Source organism: Pseudomonas sp. S32, assembly GCF_016648095.1.
Taxonomy (GTDB): domain Bacteria; phylum Pseudomonadota; class Gammaproteobacteria; order Pseudomonadales; family Pseudomonadaceae; genus Aquipseudomonas; species Aquipseudomonas parafulva.
Genome location: NZ_JACVVF010000011.1, coordinates 61,878 through 80,122, shown reverse-complemented (window position 1 = coordinate 80,122; position 18,245 = coordinate 61,878). Strand labels below are relative to the sequence as shown.

Genomic DNA, 18,245 nt, shown 5'->3' with positions numbered 1-18,245 from the left:
CCGTCGAGTTGTCCCCCTTGTTTTTGGTGGGACTGCTTAACTATCACCAGATGGGGATTTAACGGATGAAACTGAAAAACACCTTGGGCTTGGCCATTGGTTCGCTCGTAGCCGCCACTTCGATTGGCGCTATGGCACAAGGTCAAGGCGCCGTCGAGACTGAAATCTTCTACAAGAAAGAATTCTTCGACAGCCAGCGCGACTTCAAAAACGACGGTAACCTGTTCGGCGGTTCGATCGGTTACTTCCTGACCGACGACGTCGAGCTGCGTCTGGGCTACGACGAAGTCCACAACGCTCGTGGCGACGACGGCAAGAACATCAAGGGCTCCAACACTGCCCTGGACGCCGTTTACCACTTCAACAACCCGTACGACGCTATCCGTCCGTACGTTTCCGCTGGTTTCTCGCACCAGTCGATCGGCCAGACCGGCCGTGGTGGTCGTAACCACTCCACCTTCGCCAACGTTGGCGCAGGCGCCAAGTGGTACATCACTGACATGTTCTACGCCCGTGCCGGCGTAGAAGCTCAGTACAACATCGACCAGGGCGACACCGAGTGGGCACCTAGCGTTGGTGTTGGTCTGAACTTCGGCGGTAGCCCGAAAAACCAAGCTGCTCCAGCACCTGCTCCAGTAGCTGAAGTGTGCACCGACTCCGACAACGACGGCGTTTGCGACAACGTTGACAAGTGCCCGGACACCCCGGCCAACGTCACTGTTGACGCCGATGGCTGCCCAGCTGTTGCTGAAGTCGTTCGCGTTGAGCTGGACGTCAAGTTCGACTTCGACAAGTCGGTCGTCAAGCCTAACAGCTACGGCGACATCAAAAACCTGGCTGACTTCATGAAGCAGTACCCACAAACCACCACCGTGGTTGAAGGTCACACTGACTCCGTGGGTCCAGACGCTTACAACCAGAAGCTGTCCGAGCGTCGTGCCAACGCTGTCAAGCAAGTCCTGACCCAGCAGTACGGCGTAGAATCCAGCCGTGTTGACTCGGTTGGCTACGGCGAAACCCGTCCGGTTGCTGACAACGCCACCGAAGAAGGCCGTGCTATCAACCGTCGCGTTGAAGCTCAGGTAGAAGCCCAGGCCAAGTAATTGGTTTGAAGCTTCATGAAAAACCCGGCTCAGGCCGGGTTTTTCTTTGCCTGCCTGTAATGTGTGATTGGCGCGCAGGCGAGTGGGCGGGTGAGCAGGCATTCGGGCCACGATGTGCTGTCCTGTGAGGCCTTCGCTGGCTATAATCGCCCCTCACCCATACCCCGAGCCTTGCCCGCCCATGTATAACCTGGCCCGCCAGCTGCTGTTCAAGCTTTCCCCGGAAACCTCTCACGACCTGTCACTGGACCTGATCGGTGCAGGTGGCCGCCTGGGGCTCAACGGTAAGCTATGTAAACAGCCAGCAGCGTTGCCGGTGACCGTGATGGGCCTGAACTTCGCCAACCCGGTCGGCCTGGCTGCAGGCCTGGACAAGAATGGCACGGCCATCGATGGCTTCGCCCAGCTTGGCTTCGGCTTTGTCGAGGTCGGTACGGTTACCCCGCGCCCACAGCCGGGTAATCCCAAGCCCAGGCTGTTCCGCCTGCCTGAAGCCACTGCCATCATCAACCGCATGGGCTTCAACAACCTGGGTGTCGACCATTTGCTGGCGCGCGTGCGTGCTGCGCGGTACCGCGGTGTGCTGGGCATCAATATCGGCAAGAACTTCGATACACCGGTTGAACGCGCCGTGGATGATTACCTCATCTGCCTGGGCAAGGTGTACAACGCGGCCAGCTATATCACCGTCAACGTCAGCTCGCCCAATACACCCGGCCTGCGCAGCCTGCAGTTCGGTGATTCACTCAAGCAATTGCTCGATGCCTTGGCCGAGCGCCGTGAGCAATTGGCGTCGGCAAGTGGCAAGCGTGTGCCGCTGGCTATCAAGATCGCACCGGACATGAACGACGAAGAGACTGCACTGGTGGCCGCTGCGCTGGTTGCGTCGGGCATGGATGCAGTGATCGCCACCAACACCACACTGGGCCGTGAGGGCGTCGAAGCGTTGCCGTATGGCGCTGAGGCGGGCGGGTTGTCGGGTGCTCCGGTTTTGCAGAAGAGCACGCATATCGTCAAGGTGCTAGCAGGGGAGTTGGGTGGCAAGTTGCCCATCATCGCGGCGGGCGGTATCACCGAGGGCCGGCATGCGGCTGAGAAAATCGCTGCGGGGGCCAGCCTGGTTCAGGTCTATTCCGGCTTCATCTACAAGGGCCCGGCGCTTGTGCGCGAGGCGGTCGATGCCATAGCAGCCATGCCCCGGCCTTGAATGGCCCAAAAGAAGGGCCCCTTGAAGGGGCCCCTGGGCCTCAGCCCGCCGCCCGGATGGGGCGTGCATGGTAAATCGAATTCAGCGTCCTCGATCAGCCAACGGCGTGATTTTCGTTGAGTCTATGGATGCCAGCGGTGCCCGTCATGCCGTCCCAGTTATCGCCGCGGCCCTCCCGCCAGCCGTTGATCCAGGCTTGGCGCACAGAAGGAAGATTGAAGGGGCAAAGCTCGCGGGATTTGCCGGTGACCCCGTATTGGTAGCCACGTGAATATGCTCTTTCCAACGGATCACGCTTAAGTCTTCTCATAGGGTGTTGCCCTCACTTGTTGACTGTAATGTCCCGTCGGCCTCCAAGAGGCCGGGCAGAATCGTTCTGCCGGTGTTCGCTCGCTGCCGGCGTCGCGAGCGTGTTGTGCCGCCTCGTTGCGAAGCAGCCTGAGACCAGTTCTAACCAATGCAGGACAGCGTGTGAATGATCGATTTGTCATAAGCACGTAACCTTTCCAAGGGTCAGGGGATAAGTAAATAAATGCGACTCAACCTTATTTGGCCTTGAGGCCGGTATGACCGGGGTTTGCTGAACGTTGACGTCATTTTGCCACCGCTGTTGGCGGTGCCAGGAAATATCTTGAAATGCGACGAAGGGTCACATGTGCCCCTGACGTTGCCAGAATTTTACGTACTGCCTGATGATCTAAGCTGTCTTTGCCCCGTGGCCAAGCGCGCATCCATCAGGCGGCCCGGCCCTAGTGGCACCCAAGGGGGTGTGCAGGGCCACCCGCAAGCCTGTTGGAAAGGTTTGCGGGCAAACATCGCGGGGTGATGCGTTGCCCCGTCTGTCAAATAGCCCAAGGCTCTGGATTACTCATGTCGGACCGTTTCGAACTCTACCTCACCTGTCCCAAAGGCCTGGAAGGGCTGCTCGCTGAAGAGGCGCGTGGCCTTGGCCTTGAAGAGGTGCGCGAACACACCTCGGCCATTCGCGGCGCCGCCGACATGGAAACCGCCTACCGCCTGTGCCTGTGGTCGCGCCTGGCCAACCGTGTGTTGCTGGTCCTCAAGCGTTTTTCCATGAAGAACGCTGATGACCTTTATGATGGGGTACACGCCGTGGACTGGGCCGACCACCTGGCTGCCGATGGCACGCTGGCGGTGGAGTTCAGCGGCCACGGGTCGGGTATCGACAACACCCACTTTGGCGCCCTCAAGGTCAAGGACGCCATTGTCGACAAGTTGCGCAACCGCGATGGGCTGCGCCCTTCTGTAGAGAAGATCGACCCTGACGTGCGCGTGCACCTGCGCCTTGACCGTGGCGAGGCCATCCTTTCCCTTGACCTTTCCGGCCACAGCCTGCACCAGCGGGGCTACCGCCTGCAGCAGGGCGCTGCGCCGCTGAAAGAAAACCTGGCGGCCGCGGTGCTGATACGTGCCGGCTGGCCGCGCATCGCCGCTGAGGGCGGCGCGCTGGCTGACCCGATGTGTGGCGTGGGCACGTTTCTGGTGGAAGCCGCAATGATCGCTGCCGACATTGCACCTAACCTCAAGCGTGAACGCTGGGGCTTCACGGCCTGGTTGGGCCATGTGCCGGCGTTGTGGCGCAAGGTTCACGAGCAGGGCCAGGCCCGCGCCGAGGCTGGGCTGGCCAAGCCGCCGCTGTGGATCCGTGGCTATGAAGCCGACCCGCGGCTGATTCAGCCCGGTCGCAATAACGTCGAGCGTGCCGGCCTCAGCGACTGGGTGAAGATCTACCAGGGTGAGGTCAGTACCTTCGAGCCGCGCCCGGACCAGAACCAGAAGGGCCTGGTGATCAGTAACCCGCCGTATGGCGAGCGCCTGGGTGACGAGGCCAGCCTGCTGTATCTCTACCAGAACCTGGGCGAACGCCTGCGGCAGGCGTGCATGGGCTGGGAAGCGGCGGTCTTTACCGGTGCCCCGCAGCTCGGCAAGCGCATGGGTTTGCGTAGCCACAAGCAATACGCGTTCTGGAACGGCGCCTTGCCGTGCAAGCTGCTGCTGTTGAAAGTGCAGCCTGACCAGTTCGTGACGGGTGAGCGTCGTGAACCCGGCGTAGACGCAGCGCCGGAACATGCGCAGGCGCCGCAGGCCAGTGAGCCGGCGCGCTTGTCTGAAGGCGCGCAGATGTTTGCCAACCGGCTGCAGAAAAACCTCCGCCAGCTTGGCAAGTGGGCGCGTCGCGAGCAGGTCAGTTGCTACCGCCTGTACGATGCCGACATGCCTGAATATGCACTGGCGGTAGACCTGTACGAAGACTGGGTGCATGTGCAGGAGTATGCTGCGCCCAAGTCCGTTGACCCGGATAAAGCGCAAGCGCGCTTGCTGGATGCGCTGGCGGCCATTCCTCAGGCACTGGGCATTTCGCCGCAGCGTGTGGTACTCAAGCGCCGTGAGCGCCAGAGCGGTACACGCCAGTATGAGCGCCAGGCTACTGAAGGCCGCTTCCAGGAAGTCACGGAGGGTGGGGTGAAGTTGTTGGTCAACCTGACCGACTACCTCGACACTGGCCTGTTCCTCGACCACCGCCCCATGCGCCTGCGCATTCAGCGTGAGGCGGCCGGCAAGCGTTTCCTGAACCTGTTCTGCTATACCGCGACCGCAACCGTACACGCGGCCAAGGGCGGCGCACGCAGCACCACCAGCGTGGACTTGTCCAAAACGTATCTGGACTGGGCGCGGCGCAACCTGGCACTGAACGGTTTTTCAGAACGTAATCGCCTGGCCCAGGGTGACGTGATGGCTTGGCTGGAAGCCGAGCGCGAAAGCTACGACCTGATCTTCATCGACCCGCCGACCTTCTCCAACTCCAAGCGTATGGAAGGGGTATTTGATGTGCAGCGTGACCACGTTCAGTTACTGGACCTGGCCATGGCGCGCCTGGCGCCAGGCGGTGTGCTGTACTTCTCCAACAACTTCCGCAAGTTCCAGCTGGACGAGCACTTGACGGCGCGCTATGCGGTGGAGGAAATCACGGCACAGACCCTTGACCCTGACTTCGCGCGCAACAACCGTATTCACCGGGCCTGGCGCTTGCAACTGCGGTAAACCCGGGTGACGCCGGGCCCCATCAGCGGGGCCCGGCACTGCGGTATCAGTTGGCCGCCGTACCGTTGGTCAGCTTTGGCTGGCGGTACAGGTCGAGCAGTACCTGGTCGAGTACCTGGGAGGCGCCCCACGGTTTAGGGTCGTTCAGGATCGCCGACACCGCCCAGGTGTGGCCGTTGCTGTCGCGGCTGAAACCCGCAATGGCCCGTACCGTATTGAGCGTGCCGGTCTTGATGTGGCCTTCGCCGGCCATGGCCGTACGCTTGAGGCGCTTGCGCATGGTGCCATCCATGCCCACCAGTGGCATCGAACTCATGAACTCTGCAGCGTAGGGGCTGTGCCAGGCGGCCTGCAGCATGGCCGCCATTTCCCGTGTGCTGACCCGCTCGGCGCGGGACAGGCCAGAGCCGTTTTCCATCACCAGATGCGGGGCGGTGATCCCTTTCTTGGCCAGCCATTGGCGCACCACACGTTGCGCAGCGCGGGCGTCATCGCCATCGGCATCGGTACGGAACTGCGCGCCCAGGCTCAGGAACAGCTGCTGAGCCATGGTGTTGTTGCTGTATTTGTTGATGTCGCGGATCACTTCCACCAGGTCTGGCGAAAATGCGCGCGCCAGCAGGCGGGCGCTTTTGGGGACGTTTTCGACGCGGTTGCCGCCCTGGATGGTCCCGCCCAGTTCTGCCCAGATGGCGCGCACGGCGCCTGCAGCGTAAGTGGGGTGATCGAGCAGCGACAGGTAGGTTTGCGAGTTGCAGCCGTCGCCCAGTTGGCCGCTGACCGTGACGCTGATGCCGTCGGCCTGGGGTACCGGGTTGTAGCGTACGTCGCCTGCGCAGTTCTTCGACGTCACCGCCTTGACCTGGTTGTCGATGCGAATACTGGCGATGGGCGGCTCAACCGCGATGGTGACCTTGCCGCCATCGTTGCGGGCCACGAACCGCAGCGCCTTGAGGTTGATTAGCAGCGAGTCGGGCTTGACCAGGAACGGCTTGTTCTGATCACCACCGTCGTCATTGAACTGCGGCAGGTTAGGTTGCACGAAGTGGCTGCGGTCCAGTACCAGGTCGCCGGTGATGGTGCGCACGCCATTGGCACGCAGGTCACGCATCAGCAGCCACAGCTTTTCCATGTTCAACTTCGGGTCACCGCCACCTTTAAGGTACAGGTTGCCGTTGAGCACGCCATTGCTGAGAGGGCCATCCGTGTAGAACTCGGTTTTCCACTGGTACGTGGGGCCGAGCAGCTCAAGGGCTGCATAGGTGGTGACCAGCTTCATGGTCGACGCCGGGTTGACCGACACATCGGCGTTGAACACCGTGGCGGTACCGGGCCCATCCAGCGGCAGCATGACCAGCGACAGGGCATTGTCCTGGAGTTTGTTGGCCTTGAGGGCCTGCTGCACTTTGGCGGGCAGGGTGGTATTGACGGCAGCAGCCTGGCTGGACAGTGCAAACGGCAGCAGCAAGCCGGCGAGAACGAGGGGGCGAAGCGTTTTGATCATGATAGATGGATACCCTACAACGAGGAGAAAGGGCATTGGGGCGATAAGAAGATGATGGCCCCAGGATTAAAGAATACGCATTATGCCCCAAGCGTTGCCTGGTTGGGTCAGGTTCGATGCACGCTGTATGCAAAGTCGGGTCATATAAACGAGTTGGGGCCGCTTCGCGGCACATCGCCGGCAAGCCAGCCCCTGCAAGGTTCGTGGGGAACCCGTGGGGGCCGGTTTGCCGGCGATGGCTGCAAAGCAGCCCCACATGCACACCTGGATGTTGCTACAGGTCGTGCGCTGCGATCACGTCAGGCAGGGATTATTCTGCCTTGTTGATCGGCTTTTCCGGGTACCAGGCATCCAGCAGCGGGCTGACTTCGACTTTGGTCAGTTCGCTGCGGCCTTTGAGCCAGGACTCTACGGCAGCACGCTGTTCTTCGCTGACCGAGCCACGTTTGACCGAGCACACCAGGCCGAAATCGTCACCGCCTACATAGTCCAGGCCATTGGCGTCCATGGCTTCTGCCAGGAACGCGTCGAGGAAAGCATCGATTGCCTGGTCATCCAGATCTTCCTTGAATTCCAGGTTCAGCTCGAAGCCCAATTCCTGAAACTCGTCGACACACAGCTTTTTGCGCAGACGACGGGAGCGGTTTGTGGCCATGAAACAATCCTCTTAGGTAATAACGCCGCGCAGTCTATCAGTTAACGCGCCCAGGTGCCTGCCTGCGTACAGGTTTCCAGATCCCGTGCGAGGGCCCGCTCAACCCTGCGCATATGGCGCGCAAGCGCCTGACGCTTGCGCCGCAGTTGCATAGGCGTAATGCCCGGGTGGTCCAGCGCTTCACAGGATTCCATCAGTTCACAGGCCTCAAGCATGCGTGCAGCGCTCAGCACTTTGTGTGCCTGCGCCGCGATGGCAGGGCCGTCGTGCTCAGGGTCTGCCGCCATCAAGGTGGCAAAGTCGGCCTGCAGGCTTTGCTGCAGCGCTTGCATGAACCGCAGGCGGTCTGCCGGGTCATGGCCCACGACGCCCGTGAGCCCGTCCAGGCGATAGGGCTTGGCGCGTGCTTTTTTTCGGTCAAGCGGCCGGATGCCGGCCAAGCGTTGGCTGAGGGTGCCCAGGCTGATCGGCTTCAGCAGGCAGTCATCCATGCCCGCGCTCAGGCATTTGCGCCGCACCTCCGGTTGCGCGTTGGCGGTGTAGCCAAGGATGGTACAGCGCGCTCGCCCGGTCGTGCGTTCTTCATTGCGTACCGCCGCCGCCAGTTGGTAACCGTTCATGTGGGGCATGTTGCAGTCGAGCACCAGCACGTCGAAGTCGCCTCCACGCCAGGTGGCGAGGCCTTCACGACCATCCCCCGCGCTGGTGTGCTCGATGCCCAGGTACCCCAGCTGCTGTGCCATCAGTTGCAGGTTGGCTGGGTGGTCATCGATCACCAGCACGCGCAAGCCTGGGTCTGGGACCACGAGCGGCTCGCTGACAGGGACTGGCTGGACTGCTGCGTCAACCCTGTGCAGCGGCATCTTCAACCGGACCTGTGTACCCACCCCCTCCAGGCTTTTGATGGCCAGGTCACCGCCCATCATTTCACACAGGTTCCGGCAGATGGTCAGCCCCAGGCCCGTCCCGGCACGGGCCCCCTGGCTGTGAGGGTTGGCCTGCACGAACGGGTTGAACAGCCGCTGGATGTCCTCAGGTGGGATGCCGATGCCACTGTCACGCACTTCCAGGTCCAGCACACTGGCCCCGTCGGCGCCGTCTTGCAGGCTGACGCGGATACGTACATGGCCGTGCTCAGTGAATTTGATGGCATTGCTGACCAGGTTGGACAAGACCTGCTTGAAACGAAGTGGATCAAGCAGGGCGTGGCAGCGTGCGCCAGGCTCGATGATAACTTCGAGTGCCAGCCCTTTTTGCCGCGCCTGCCCTTCGAATATACGCCCCACGGACTCGACCAGTGCGGCCAGGTCAACCGCCTCGGGCACCAGGGTCAAGTGGCCGGACTCAATCCGGATGATGTCGAGGATATCGCCAATGAGGCCCAGCAGGTCTTTGGCTGAGTGGTAGGCCAGCTCCAGGGCGTTGCGGTCGACGCGGCCTTGATCGGCGCGTTTCACTGCCAGTTCGAGCATGCCGATCACCGCGTTCATGGGTGTGCGGATTTCATGGCTGATGGTGGCCAGGAAGGTGCTTTTGGCACGGTTTGCGTCATCGGCCTGCTGCTTTGCCTGACGCAGTTCGTTGACCAACTGGCGACGGTCGCTGATGTCGATCCACCCACCAATGATCCCCTGGACCTCGCCCAGGGAGTCGCGGTAGGGGAGAATCCAATGATAAATGGTGATCTCTCGGTCCTTGATGCGCAGCGGGCGGTCCATGATCATCGGCGAGCCGGCCGCCATGACCTTGCGGTAATCCGCCTGGATCTGCCGAGTCTGCTCGCAGTCGGCGAACAGGCTGTTCTCAAGCTGCTTGCCGATCACCTCTTCGGCGCTGGCCTGGACCGCTTCGAGATAGCTGTAGTTACAGCTTTGCAGGCAACCGCTGCGATCGCGCACATACATGGGGTGTGGCGTGCCGTTGAGCAGTGCCCGCATGAACGCCAGCTGATCGTTCAGTGCCCGGTCGGCCCGCTGACACTGGCGAATCTGGCAGCGTAACCGCGCATTCCAGAGCAGCGCGAGCAGCAGGAGCACTGCACTGGCCAGTACCACCGGCACGGCCAACCGACGCAATTCCCCGCTGCTGCCTTCGTCCTGCAGGCTGTAACCGCGCCAGCGGTTGTTGATGACCCCCAGTTCCTCTGGAGAGATGCTCAGCAGTGCCTTGTCCAGAATGGAGATCAACAGTTGCGAAGGGGCGCTGGTGGCCATGGCGAAGCTGGCAGGGTTGCGGCCAACCGTCGTACGGATGACCAGCTCAGGGTTGATTGCCAGTGCATGGTTGGCGTCGATCAGGGTGGTAATGACGGCATCGACGGCGCCACTGTTGAGCAGTGCCATCGAATAGAACGGGCTCTCGGTTTCCACCCAGCCTATTTCCGGGTAATAGCGCGAGAGCATGTCGTCCAGGCCGCTGTACCGGGTGATTGCAATGCGCTTGCCACGCATCTGGTCCAGTGATACTGGGGCTTGCTTCTGCTTGCGATTGACCAGCACATAAGTGCTTTCGAGGTAGGCGCGGCTTATCAGCAAGTCGCCTTCGGCCGGGCCACCGGTTGCCAGCGCAGCAATCACATCGGCGCGGCCATCCTTGATCCTGGAGAGCATGTCGGCGATGCCGCTGGCGCGCTCAACCTCAAAGCGCAGCCCGGTGCGCAGGCTGATCAGTTCGAGCAGGTCGGCGGTGATGCCGCGAAAATGCCCCGACCCATCGAAGTACGACAGTGGGGCAGCGGTGTCATCCACTGTGACACGCATCACGGGGTGGCGCTTCAGCCATTGGGCTTGCGCGCTGGTCAGCTGCAGCTTGCGATCGGTGAGCAGCAGGTCGCTGCCGGGGCTCCAGCGCTTGAAAATGCTCGAGCGAATGGCGGCGGGCTGGTTGTCCAGCACAGCGTTGACCAACCCCAGCAGCACTGCGTCCTGCTGACGCAGCGCGAAGCCGAACCCGAGCGCTTCATGCTTGCTGAAGCTCGCCATGCGCAAACGGGGCAGTTGCCCACGGCTGAGTTGGTAGTGGGTAGAAATGGTATCGCCGATAAACACATCGGCCTGGCCGAAGGCCACGGCGTTGAGTGCTTCGCTCGTGGACCCGAATGCCATGAGCTGCGCCTGAGGGTAGGCGCTGAGTACTTCCTTGCGCGGCAGGTAATGGTAGAGCATGGCCAGCCGCATGCCACCCAGCCCTGTGTCCAGTGCGCGCTGCTCGTCCTCACGGGTCACTAGCACTGGTTGGTCGATGGCGTACGCATGGGAGAGCCGCAACCCGTCATACACGGCGTCGTAACCGTTGGCACTGCCCAGTAGATCGATGTCGCCATCCTTCAGTGCTTGCAGGGCCGCTTGGCGGTCCGGGTAGCGCATGACGCGAACCGGCAGCCCCAGTGCGTCGCCGATCAGGCTCGCATACTCGGCAGTGAGGCCCTGGTAGTCACGGGCGCCGCTGCTGATGTCAAAGGGCGGGTAGTCGGGTGCCGAGGTACCCAGCACCAGTTCGTCGCGGCTGAGCAGCCACTGTTGCTGCTCAGGGGTGAATACCGGCTGCGCCGGCTGTGCAGTCGACCGTGCCAGCAGCGTATAGGGCGCCACCTCCCGCTGCTGTGCTTGGGTCAGGGCACCGGGCAGCAGGAGCACGAGCAGCAGACAGCAAGCGAGAAGGCGCACCATGCTGCCCTCAGACCAGTGCGTTGCGCTTGGCCACTTCGATCAGGTCGACCAATGTGTTGACTTGAAGTTTGTGCATCAGGCGCTTTTTATAGGTGCTGACAGTTTTGCTGCTCAGAAACATGCCCTTGGCAATGTCCTTGTTACTGCGCCCTTGGGCGAAAAGTTGCAATACCATCAACTCGCGGTCATTGACGTGGCGCAGAAGTTCGAGGTCGTTATCGGCAGTGTGTGGGTGTTTGATCGCCTGGCTGGGGAAATAGTTATAGCCTGCCAGCACGGCCTTGATTGCGCTGAGCAACTCGCCCAGGTCTTCCTGCTTGCACACGTACCCGGCCGCGCCGGAATGCATGCAGCGCACGGCAAACAGTGCAGGTGATTGCGCAGTGAGAACCAGCACCTTCAAGGGCAGTGCCATGGACTGGAAACGCGCCAGCACCTCCAGCCCGTCAAGCTTGGGGATGCTGATGTCGAGAATGACCAGGTCGGGTGTGGTCTCGCGAATCATCTGCATGGCGTCGACGCCGTTGTCCGATTCCCCGACGACCCGGTAATTCTGGTTTTCCAGAAGCATACGAACGGCCAACCGGATGACGGGATGATCGTCGACGATAAATATGGAGTGCATGTTCAACTTCCCTGCGTTCTATGAGGGTGACAGGCGGCACCTTATCGCAGATGGAAGTCGTGGGTAACGTGAGGATTGCCCATTCTTTGTTTATGGGAAACGGCTTACAGGATAAAACAAAAGGGGCTACGTAACAGCCGATTAATTGAGGAGGTCAAAAGGTGTTTGGTAACTTTTCATTGGAATTTATGCTCGATGTTTAATAGTGCGCTCAAGTTGTAGGAAGTTTCCTAGCTGGAGCCTGCGGCACGGCCGTGCCACGCCGCAGGGGCCCTGCCTTACGGCGGGCCTGAGCGCCCCGTCATCTCCCGTGCCATTTCGCTGGCGTAGCTGTCCGTCATGCCCGCGATGAAGTCGATCATGCGCAAGAAAGCGCCATACAGCGAGCCGTGAGGGTCGGGTGCATTACTGCCCAGCAGGTCCAGCACGCGGCGGCTCTTGAAGGAAGGGCTGCGCCCACCATGCTGCTCAAGCGCCGCTCCACAGAAGGCATTGAGCAGAATTTCGAGCGTGGTATAGGCACCGATTTCGTGCAGCGTCTTGCGTTTATCCTGGAATATCTTGTTGCGCGCCATCGCCTTTGCCTGCAGCACGCAGCGTTGGGCTGGGCCATGCATGTGCTCGACCAGATCGCCATGCAGGCGACCGGCCAGCAGCGCCTGCTGTTGTTCGACAAAGGCGTAGGCTGCGGCGTTGGTCAGGTGCTCGATGGCTTTGCCGCGCAGGATCGCCAGCTTGCGCCGACGGGAGTCATTCGGCCCCAGCTGCCGATAGGTTTCCGGCAGGTCATTGCCCACCAGGTCCAGCAGCAGGGCTTCTACCTCTGCGTATTGAAGCAAGTCCATCTCCAGGCCGTCTTCCAGGTCGATGAGCCCGTAGCAGATGTCGTCGGCCGCTTCCATCAGGTAAACCAGCGGGTGGCGTGCCCAGCGTTGGTCCTCAAGCAGTGGCAAACCCAGTTTGCGCGCAATTTGTTCGAGCAAGGGCAGTTCGCTTTGGTAGCTGCCGAATTTATGCTTCTTGTAACCCAGCGCGTCGGCGTGGCGAGCGCTCCAAGGGTATTTGAGGTAAGTGCCGAGCGTGGCGTAAGTAAGGCGGGTGCCGCCGTCGAACTGGTGATATTCCAGCTGGGTCAACACCCGGAAGCCCTGGGCGTTACCTTCGAAGTTGAGAAAGTCGGCGCGCTCATCATCGCTCATGTCGTCCAGCCAGCCGCGCCCCGCAGCCTGCTGGAACCAGTGGCGGATAGCATCTTCGCCTGAGTGGCCGAACGGTGGGTTACCGATGTCATGGGCCAGGCAGGCTGACTGCACGATCATCCCCAGGTCGCTGGGTGCACACCAGTCCGGCAGGCTGTTACGCAAGGTTTCGCCTACCCGCATACCCAGTGAGCGGCCCACGCAGCTGACTTCCAGCGAGTGGGTAAGGCGCGTGTGGATATGATCGTTGCTGGTGACCGGATGAACCTGGGTTTTGCGCCCCAAGCGGCGGAATGCGCCAGAGAAGATGATGCGATCATGGTCTTTGTGGAAGGGGCTTCGGCCAAGTTCATCGGCACTGTACTGGGCTTTGCCCAGGCGTTCGCGGGTGAGCAGGGTATGCCAGTCCAAGGCGCGGTCTCCTGTGGGTCCAAAGGGCAAGCATACGCGCTGCCTGCGGCCGTGCAAGGCCGCAGGCTTAGGGGATGTGCGTATTCCGGGCCTTCAGGCGCGGCGATTACCCTGAAGGTAAAGGCGCACCAACGGCAACAAGCTGGTGCCCAGGCGTACGAGGCGTGGCAGGCTGCCGCTGCGAACACCCTTGCCGGTCAGAAAGCCCAGCGCGACGACTGCGCCGATCCCCCACAAGGGTGCATGCTTGATGCCAAGGCCTGCCTGCAGCGAGCCGCCCATGCCGCGCATGCGCCGTACCGGCTCAAGCAGTTGGCCGGTTTCGTGGCGGATTTCCTGCCGGTTCATCTCCATGCGCAAGCGCAGCAAGGCTTTACGCAATTCTTTCGGGTTTCGCGAGGTGGGCAGTTCTGGCAGGTTCATGGCAGAAGGCGCTCCCTGTCCTTGGCAAGTTCTTCGAGAGTGGCATGGAAGGGCGACGATTCATCGAACACCGCGGCCTTCAGGCGCAGACCGCAGTAGACCGCTGCCAGGCCGTAGAACACGCACAGGCCAATGATGCCGGCCAAGCGATAACTGTCCCACAGCAATACCAGTAGCAGGCCGGAGAGGGCCGTCAGCAGCAACAATGCAAACACCAAGGCCAGGCCTGCAAACAGCAACAGGCGCAACGTACGGCCTTTCTGCTCTTGCAGTTCAATGCCGAGCAGTTCGATGTGGTTATGCAAAAGCCCGAGGATGGCGGCACCCAGGCGCCGACCTGCGGCGCCGGCGCCTACAGCATCATTGTCCATGTAAACCCCTTAACGCCGGTTGGCCAGCAAACCGATCAACAGGCCTACGCCAGCGGCGATGCCGATAGCGTGCCAGGGCTTATCCTGAACATACAGTTCGGCCGTGCCGAGCGCGGCTTCACCACGCTCACGCACTGACTCCTGTGTCTCGTGCAGGGTTTCGCGGGCCTGGGCCAGACGCTCATGGATCTGCTCACGCAATTCGTCAGCCTGGTCGCCTGCCAGGTTGGCAGTGTCGGCCAGCAACTTTTCCGTGTCCCGCACCAAGGCCTGGAAGTCAGCCATCAGTACTTCTTGTGCATGCTTTGCCGATTTGCTGGCCATGTGTCTCTCCCTGTCAATCAATGATGGTACTTCGAGTGATGGCACACCCGAAGGTTCAAGTGCGTCAGCTGGTATGAGCTTTGCTAAGGGTTTGCCAGAGGGCTGCTTCGCCATGGTGCGCTGCAAGCTCTGTTTGCGCCGATCAGGGGCGCCCGTCCGAGGCCCTGGCGCTAAACCTTAACCCAAGCCACCTTAGCAGCGATGGGCAACTTCGCAGCGCGGGTCCATTTTCTCGAATGGACCACACCAGCACCGTGATGGTGCATGCCTGCGCCCCCATGAGCTGTCCTGGTGCTTTTTCGCAGGTCTGCCAAACCCATGGAAAATTCGCTCAGCGCGATGGACTCACTGGTCCACGGTTCCAACACCCTGTTCATTCTGATGGGGGCCATTCTGGTACTGGCCATGCACGCCGGCTTCGCGTTTCTTGAAGTAGGCACGGTGCGTTACAAGAACCAGGTCAACGCATTGTCAAAGATCCTCAGCGACTTCGCCGTTTCGGCGCTGGTGTACTTCTTCATCGGTTACTGGATAGCCTACGGCGTAGGTTTTTTCCAGCCAGCGGCTGCGCTCGCCGCTGACCAGGGGTATGCGCTGGTCAAGTGTTTCTTTCTGCTGACCTTTGCTGCTGCGATCCCGGCAATCATTTCGGGCGGTATCGCTGAGCGGGCACGGTTTGTACCGCAGTTGTGCGCCACGGCAGTGATTGTGGCATTCGTCTACCCGTTCTTTGAAGGCATGGTCTGGAATGGCAACCTGGGTGTACAGGCTTGGCTGCAGGCCCGGTTTGCTGCACCGTTTCACGATTTCGCCGGCTCCATCGTGGTGCATGCCATGGGCGGCTGGCTGGCATTGGCCGCAGTCGTGCTGTTGGGGCCACGCCGTGGGCGTTATCGGGACGGCCGCCTGGTGGCATTTGCGCCTTCCAGCATACCGTTCCTGGCGCTGGGCTCGTGGATCCTGATCATCGGCTGGTTCGGCTTCAATGTGATGAGCGCTCAGACGCTGCAAGGGGTCAGCGGGCTGGTGGCGATCAACTCGCTGATGGCCATGGTGGGTGGCACCTTGTCGGCACTGCTGGCCGGGCGCAATGACCCAGGCTTCTTGCATAACGGGCCGCTGGCGGGGCTGGTTGCCATCTGTGCGGGTTCTGACGTGATGCACCCGGCCGGTGCACTGGCGACCGGCCTGGTGGCCGGTGTGCTGTTCGTCTGGACCTTCACCGCCGCGCAGAACCGCTGGAAGATCGATGACGTACTGGGCGTGTGGCCCTTGCACGGCCTGTGTGGGGTCTGGGGTGGGGTGGCGTGTGGCATCTTCGGCCAGACCGCGTTGGGTGGTTTGGGCGGTGTCAGCCTGTGGAGCCAGCTGTTGGGTACCCTGGCCGGGGTGCTGGTGGCGCTGGCCGGTGGGTTTGCGGTGTATGGCACGGTGCGCGCCGTGCTTGGCTTGCGCTTGAGCCACGAGCAGGAATTCGAGGGGGCTGACCTGTCGCTGCACCGCATCGGCGCCACTACCCAGGATTGATCAGGTTTGGGTGCAGGGGCAGCGTTAACGGCCTAGAATAGCGTTCTGCACATGCAACGGAGCCCGCCCCATGCTGCCTGAATGCCAATTGTTCGGCACCCTTGGCTGCCACCTGTGCGAGGTGGCGGAGGCTGTGCTGATGCCTTTCGTCGACCATGGCCTGTTGGTCGAATTGGTGGACATTGCCGACAACGAGGCGCTGTTCGAGCGCTACGGGCTGGTCATCCCGGTGTTGCGCCGTTGCGACAACGGGGGTGAGTTGCACTGGCCGTTCGATGCCGAACAGGTCGTGGCTTTCCTGGAGCAATGAGGCCCCTGGAGGATCCCTGACCCTGCTCCAAGTGGGCGCTGATGGGTGAATGATTGGCCGGCGGCACACGGGTGCCGACCTGGTCAACCTTCATCGGAATCGCCTGTCATGCTGCTTACCCCGCACTTCACCCTCAGGGAAATGATCGTGTCCCAGCTAGCCGCCCGGGACGGGTTCGACAACACCCCGCCAGGCCCTGTGGTCGACAACCTCAAGCTGCTGTGCAACACCCTGGAGCAGGTGCGCGCCCTGTTCGACGCCCCCATCATCGTTAGCAGTGGCTACCGCAGCGAGCGCCTTAACACGTTGATTGGTGGCTCCGCCAAAAGCCAGCATGTGCAGGGGCTGGCGGCCGATTTCACGGTCATCGAGGTATGCCCGCGTGAAACAGTACAGCGCATCTGCGACAGCCCCATTGGGTTCGACCAGCTGATTCTGGAGTTCGACAAGTGGGTGCACCTGTCAGTCAGCCGTGGGGCGCCAAGGCGGCAGGTGTTGACCATACGCAAGGGCAGCGGTTACCTGCCCGGCCTGCAATAGGGTGCATTGACGACCACGGAGGGATGTTCGTATGCTGTATATAAATACAGTATCGAGGTGAATCCATGCTCAATGTCGAGCAATTGAAGTACAGCGTCAACCGCATGCCTGTTGAGCGGGTGGCCGACGCTGTCCTGGAGCTGCGCCTCGAAGGGCTGGTGACCGACAACCTCACGCCTTTTGGCAAAGTGCATTTCAATACCTGTTTTGCCGAGATCGAGGCCTTGTTCCAGCGTGCGGGGTACCACCGTGGCCTCGATGTGGTGGGTTATGAGGGGCTGCTGTACGCCCTCTACGACCCGGGGCGCTGGGAGCCCGTGCAGGTGTTGCGGTGGTTGAAGGCACGCAGCGAGGCGTTGGCCCAGGCTGGCTGACAGCGCAAGCATGGGGGATAATGCGCGGCCTTGCCCGCTTCGAGCCACGCCATGACCACGCCCTTCGACCCCGCCCAGCAGCAAGCCAGCACGGTGTGCTTGCCACCGGGGGGCTGGGCAACCGTGCTCGACTGCTTGTGCGATCACTTCAAGGCCATCGACCGTAGCCAGTGGCTCGACCGTTTTGCCCGTGGCCGGGTGCTGGATGCGCAGGGGCGGCCGGTAGCCGCCAGCCTGCCGTACAAGCGGGGCATGCGCCTGCATTATTTTCGCGAGGTGCCCAATGAGCGGGTCATTCCTGCCCAGGAAGTGGTACTGCATGCTGACGAACACCTTGTGGTGGCCGACAAACCGCATTTTCTGCCCGTGACGCCTGGCGGCGAATACGTGGAGCAAACGCTGCTGCGCCGGTTGATCCGCCGCCTCGACAACCCGAACCTGGTCCCGTTGCATCGGATAGACCGCCATACTGCGGGCCTGGTGCTGTTTTCTGCCAACCCGAACTCCCGCAGCGCCTACCAGCGGCTGTTCCCCGAGCGGCGTATCGAAAAACGCTATCAGGCCATTGCCGCCGCCATGCTGCAGCACAGCTTTCCGCTGGTGCATAAAAGCCGTCTGGAGCACGGGGAGCCGTTTTTCCGCATGCATGAGGTGGACGGGCAGGCCAACAGCGAAACCGTGGCTGAAGTGCTGGAAAAGAATGGCGGGCTATGGCGCTACGGCCTGTCCCCGGTAACGGGCAAGACCCACCAACTGCGGGTTCACATGGCCGCGTTGGGGGCGGGTATCAGCAACGATCCTTTTTACCCCCACCTGCGCACTGTCGAAGATGACTACCAACAACCGCTGAAACTGTTGGCCCAGAGCTTGCGTTTTGTCGACCCGCTGTCTGGCGAGGAACGCTATTTCCAGAGCCGTCTGCAACTCGACTGGTAACGCCT

17 protein-coding genes are annotated in these 18,245 nt (G+C 61.4%); 8 read left to right on the top strand and 9 right to left on the bottom strand.

The annotated features are described in order from the left end of the window. Positions 1–65 precede the first annotated feature (65 nt). Together IAE38_RS08570 and IAE38_RS08565 are read left to right on the top strand one after the other, a co-directional pair. Entirely contained in the window at positions 66–1,103 is a 1,038-nt protein-coding gene (locus IAE38_RS08570) for an OmpA family protein (protein WP_028632426.1), read from the top strand. A gap of 181 nt (positions 1,104–1,284) precedes the next feature. After that, the gene (locus IAE38_RS08565) at positions 1,285–2,310 is read left to right on the top strand and encodes a quinone-dependent dihydroorotate dehydrogenase (protein WP_201162728.1); all 1,026 of its coding nucleotides are present in this window, start codon (positions 1,285–1,287) and stop codon (positions 2,308–2,310) included. A 94-nt stretch (positions 2,311–2,404) separates the two neighbouring features. Here the strand turns inward: IAE38_RS08565 and rmf are convergent, their stop codons facing one another. Next, a complete protein-coding gene (rmf, locus tag IAE38_RS08560) occupies positions 2,405–2,620 on the bottom strand; it encodes a ribosome modulation factor (RefSeq protein WP_003248687.1) in 216 nt (71 codons plus the stop codon). A 560-nt stretch (positions 2,621–3,180) separates the two neighbouring features. Between rmf and rlmKL the strand changes: the two genes are divergently transcribed. After that, on the top strand, positions 3,181–5,373 hold the full coding sequence (gene rlmKL / locus IAE38_RS08555; RefSeq protein WP_201217039.1) for a bifunctional 23S rRNA (guanine(2069)-N(7))-methyltransferase RlmK/23S rRNA (guanine(2445)-N(2))-methyltransferase RlmL: 2,193 nt from the start codon (positions 3,181–3,183) through the stop codon (positions 5,371–5,373). 46 nt (positions 5,374–5,419) lie between these two features. Here the strand turns inward: rlmKL and dacB are convergent, their stop codons facing one another. From dacB to IAE38_RS08515, 8 genes are all read right to left on the bottom strand, one after another. Further along, entirely contained in the window at positions 5,420–6,877 is a 1,458-nt protein-coding gene (dacB, locus tag IAE38_RS08550; protein WP_201162732.1) for a D-alanyl-D-alanine carboxypeptidase/D-alanyl-D-alanine endopeptidase, read from the bottom strand. 310 nt (positions 6,878–7,187) lie between these two features. After that, the gene (locus tag IAE38_RS08545; protein WP_028632430.1) at positions 7,188–7,532 is read right to left on the bottom strand and encodes a YggL family protein; all 345 of its coding nucleotides are present in this window, start codon (positions 7,530–7,532) and stop codon (positions 7,188–7,190) included. A gap of 41 nt (positions 7,533–7,573) precedes the next feature. Further along, a complete protein-coding gene (locus tag IAE38_RS08540; protein WP_201217036.1) occupies positions 7,574–11,200 on the bottom strand; it encodes an ATP-binding protein in 3,627 nt (1,208 codons plus the stop codon). Between the two features lie 7 nt (positions 11,201–11,207). Next, positions 11,208–11,825, bottom strand: coding sequence for a response regulator transcription factor (locus IAE38_RS08535; RefSeq protein WP_060482156.1), 618 nt, complete (start codon positions 11,823–11,825; stop codon positions 11,208–11,210). Positions 11,826–12,103: 278 nt separating this feature from the next. Further along, complete coding sequence (locus IAE38_RS08530) at positions 12,104–13,435, bottom strand: deoxyguanosinetriphosphate triphosphohydrolase (RefSeq protein WP_201217033.1); 1,332 nt, start codon at positions 13,433–13,435, stop codon at positions 12,104–12,106. Positions 13,436–13,528: 93 nt separating this feature from the next. After that, positions 13,529–13,858, bottom strand: coding sequence for a hypothetical protein (locus IAE38_RS08525; protein WP_028632442.1), 330 nt, complete (start codon positions 13,856–13,858; stop codon positions 13,529–13,531). Next, positions 13,855–14,229, bottom strand: a complete 375-nt coding sequence (locus tag IAE38_RS08520) for a phage holin family protein (RefSeq protein ID WP_028632443.1) — start codon at positions 14,227–14,229, stop codon at positions 13,855–13,857. Before IAE38_RS08520 ends, IAE38_RS08525 begins: the two co-directional genes overlap by 4 nt. Before the next feature lie 9 nt (positions 14,230–14,238). Beyond that, the gene (locus tag IAE38_RS08515) at positions 14,239–14,553 is read right to left on the bottom strand and encodes a DUF883 family protein (RefSeq protein WP_201217030.1); all 315 of its coding nucleotides are present in this window, start codon (positions 14,551–14,553) and stop codon (positions 14,239–14,241) included. Between the two features lie 318 nt (positions 14,554–14,871). Between IAE38_RS08515 and IAE38_RS08510 the strand changes: the two genes are divergently transcribed. From IAE38_RS08510 to IAE38_RS08490, 5 genes are all read left to right on the top strand, one after another. Beyond that, positions 14,872–16,080 carry an ammonium transporter gene (locus IAE38_RS08510; RefSeq protein WP_201217027.1) on the top strand — a complete coding sequence of 403 codons (1,209 nt, stop codon included), beginning with the start codon at positions 14,872–14,874 and terminating at the stop codon, positions 16,078–16,080. Between the two features lie 70 nt (positions 16,081–16,150). After that, positions 16,151–16,390, top strand: coding sequence for a glutaredoxin family protein (locus IAE38_RS08505; RefSeq protein WP_060482159.1), 240 nt, complete (start codon positions 16,151–16,153; stop codon positions 16,388–16,390). A gap of 108 nt (positions 16,391–16,498) precedes the next feature. Next, positions 16,499–16,930 carry a D-Ala-D-Ala carboxypeptidase family metallohydrolase gene (locus IAE38_RS08500; RefSeq protein WP_201217024.1) on the top strand — a complete coding sequence of 144 codons (432 nt, stop codon included), beginning with the start codon at positions 16,499–16,501 and terminating at the stop codon, positions 16,928–16,930. Between the two features lie 65 nt (positions 16,931–16,995). Beyond that, positions 16,996–17,304, top strand: coding sequence for a hypothetical protein (locus tag IAE38_RS08495; protein ID WP_060482161.1), 309 nt, complete (start codon positions 16,996–16,998; stop codon positions 17,302–17,304). A 51-nt stretch (positions 17,305–17,355) separates the two neighbouring features. After that, positions 17,356–18,240 carry a pseudouridine synthase gene (locus IAE38_RS08490; protein WP_201217021.1) on the top strand — a complete coding sequence of 295 codons (885 nt, stop codon included), beginning with the start codon at positions 17,356–17,358 and terminating at the stop codon, positions 18,238–18,240. Positions 18,241–18,245: the final 5 nt, after the last annotated feature.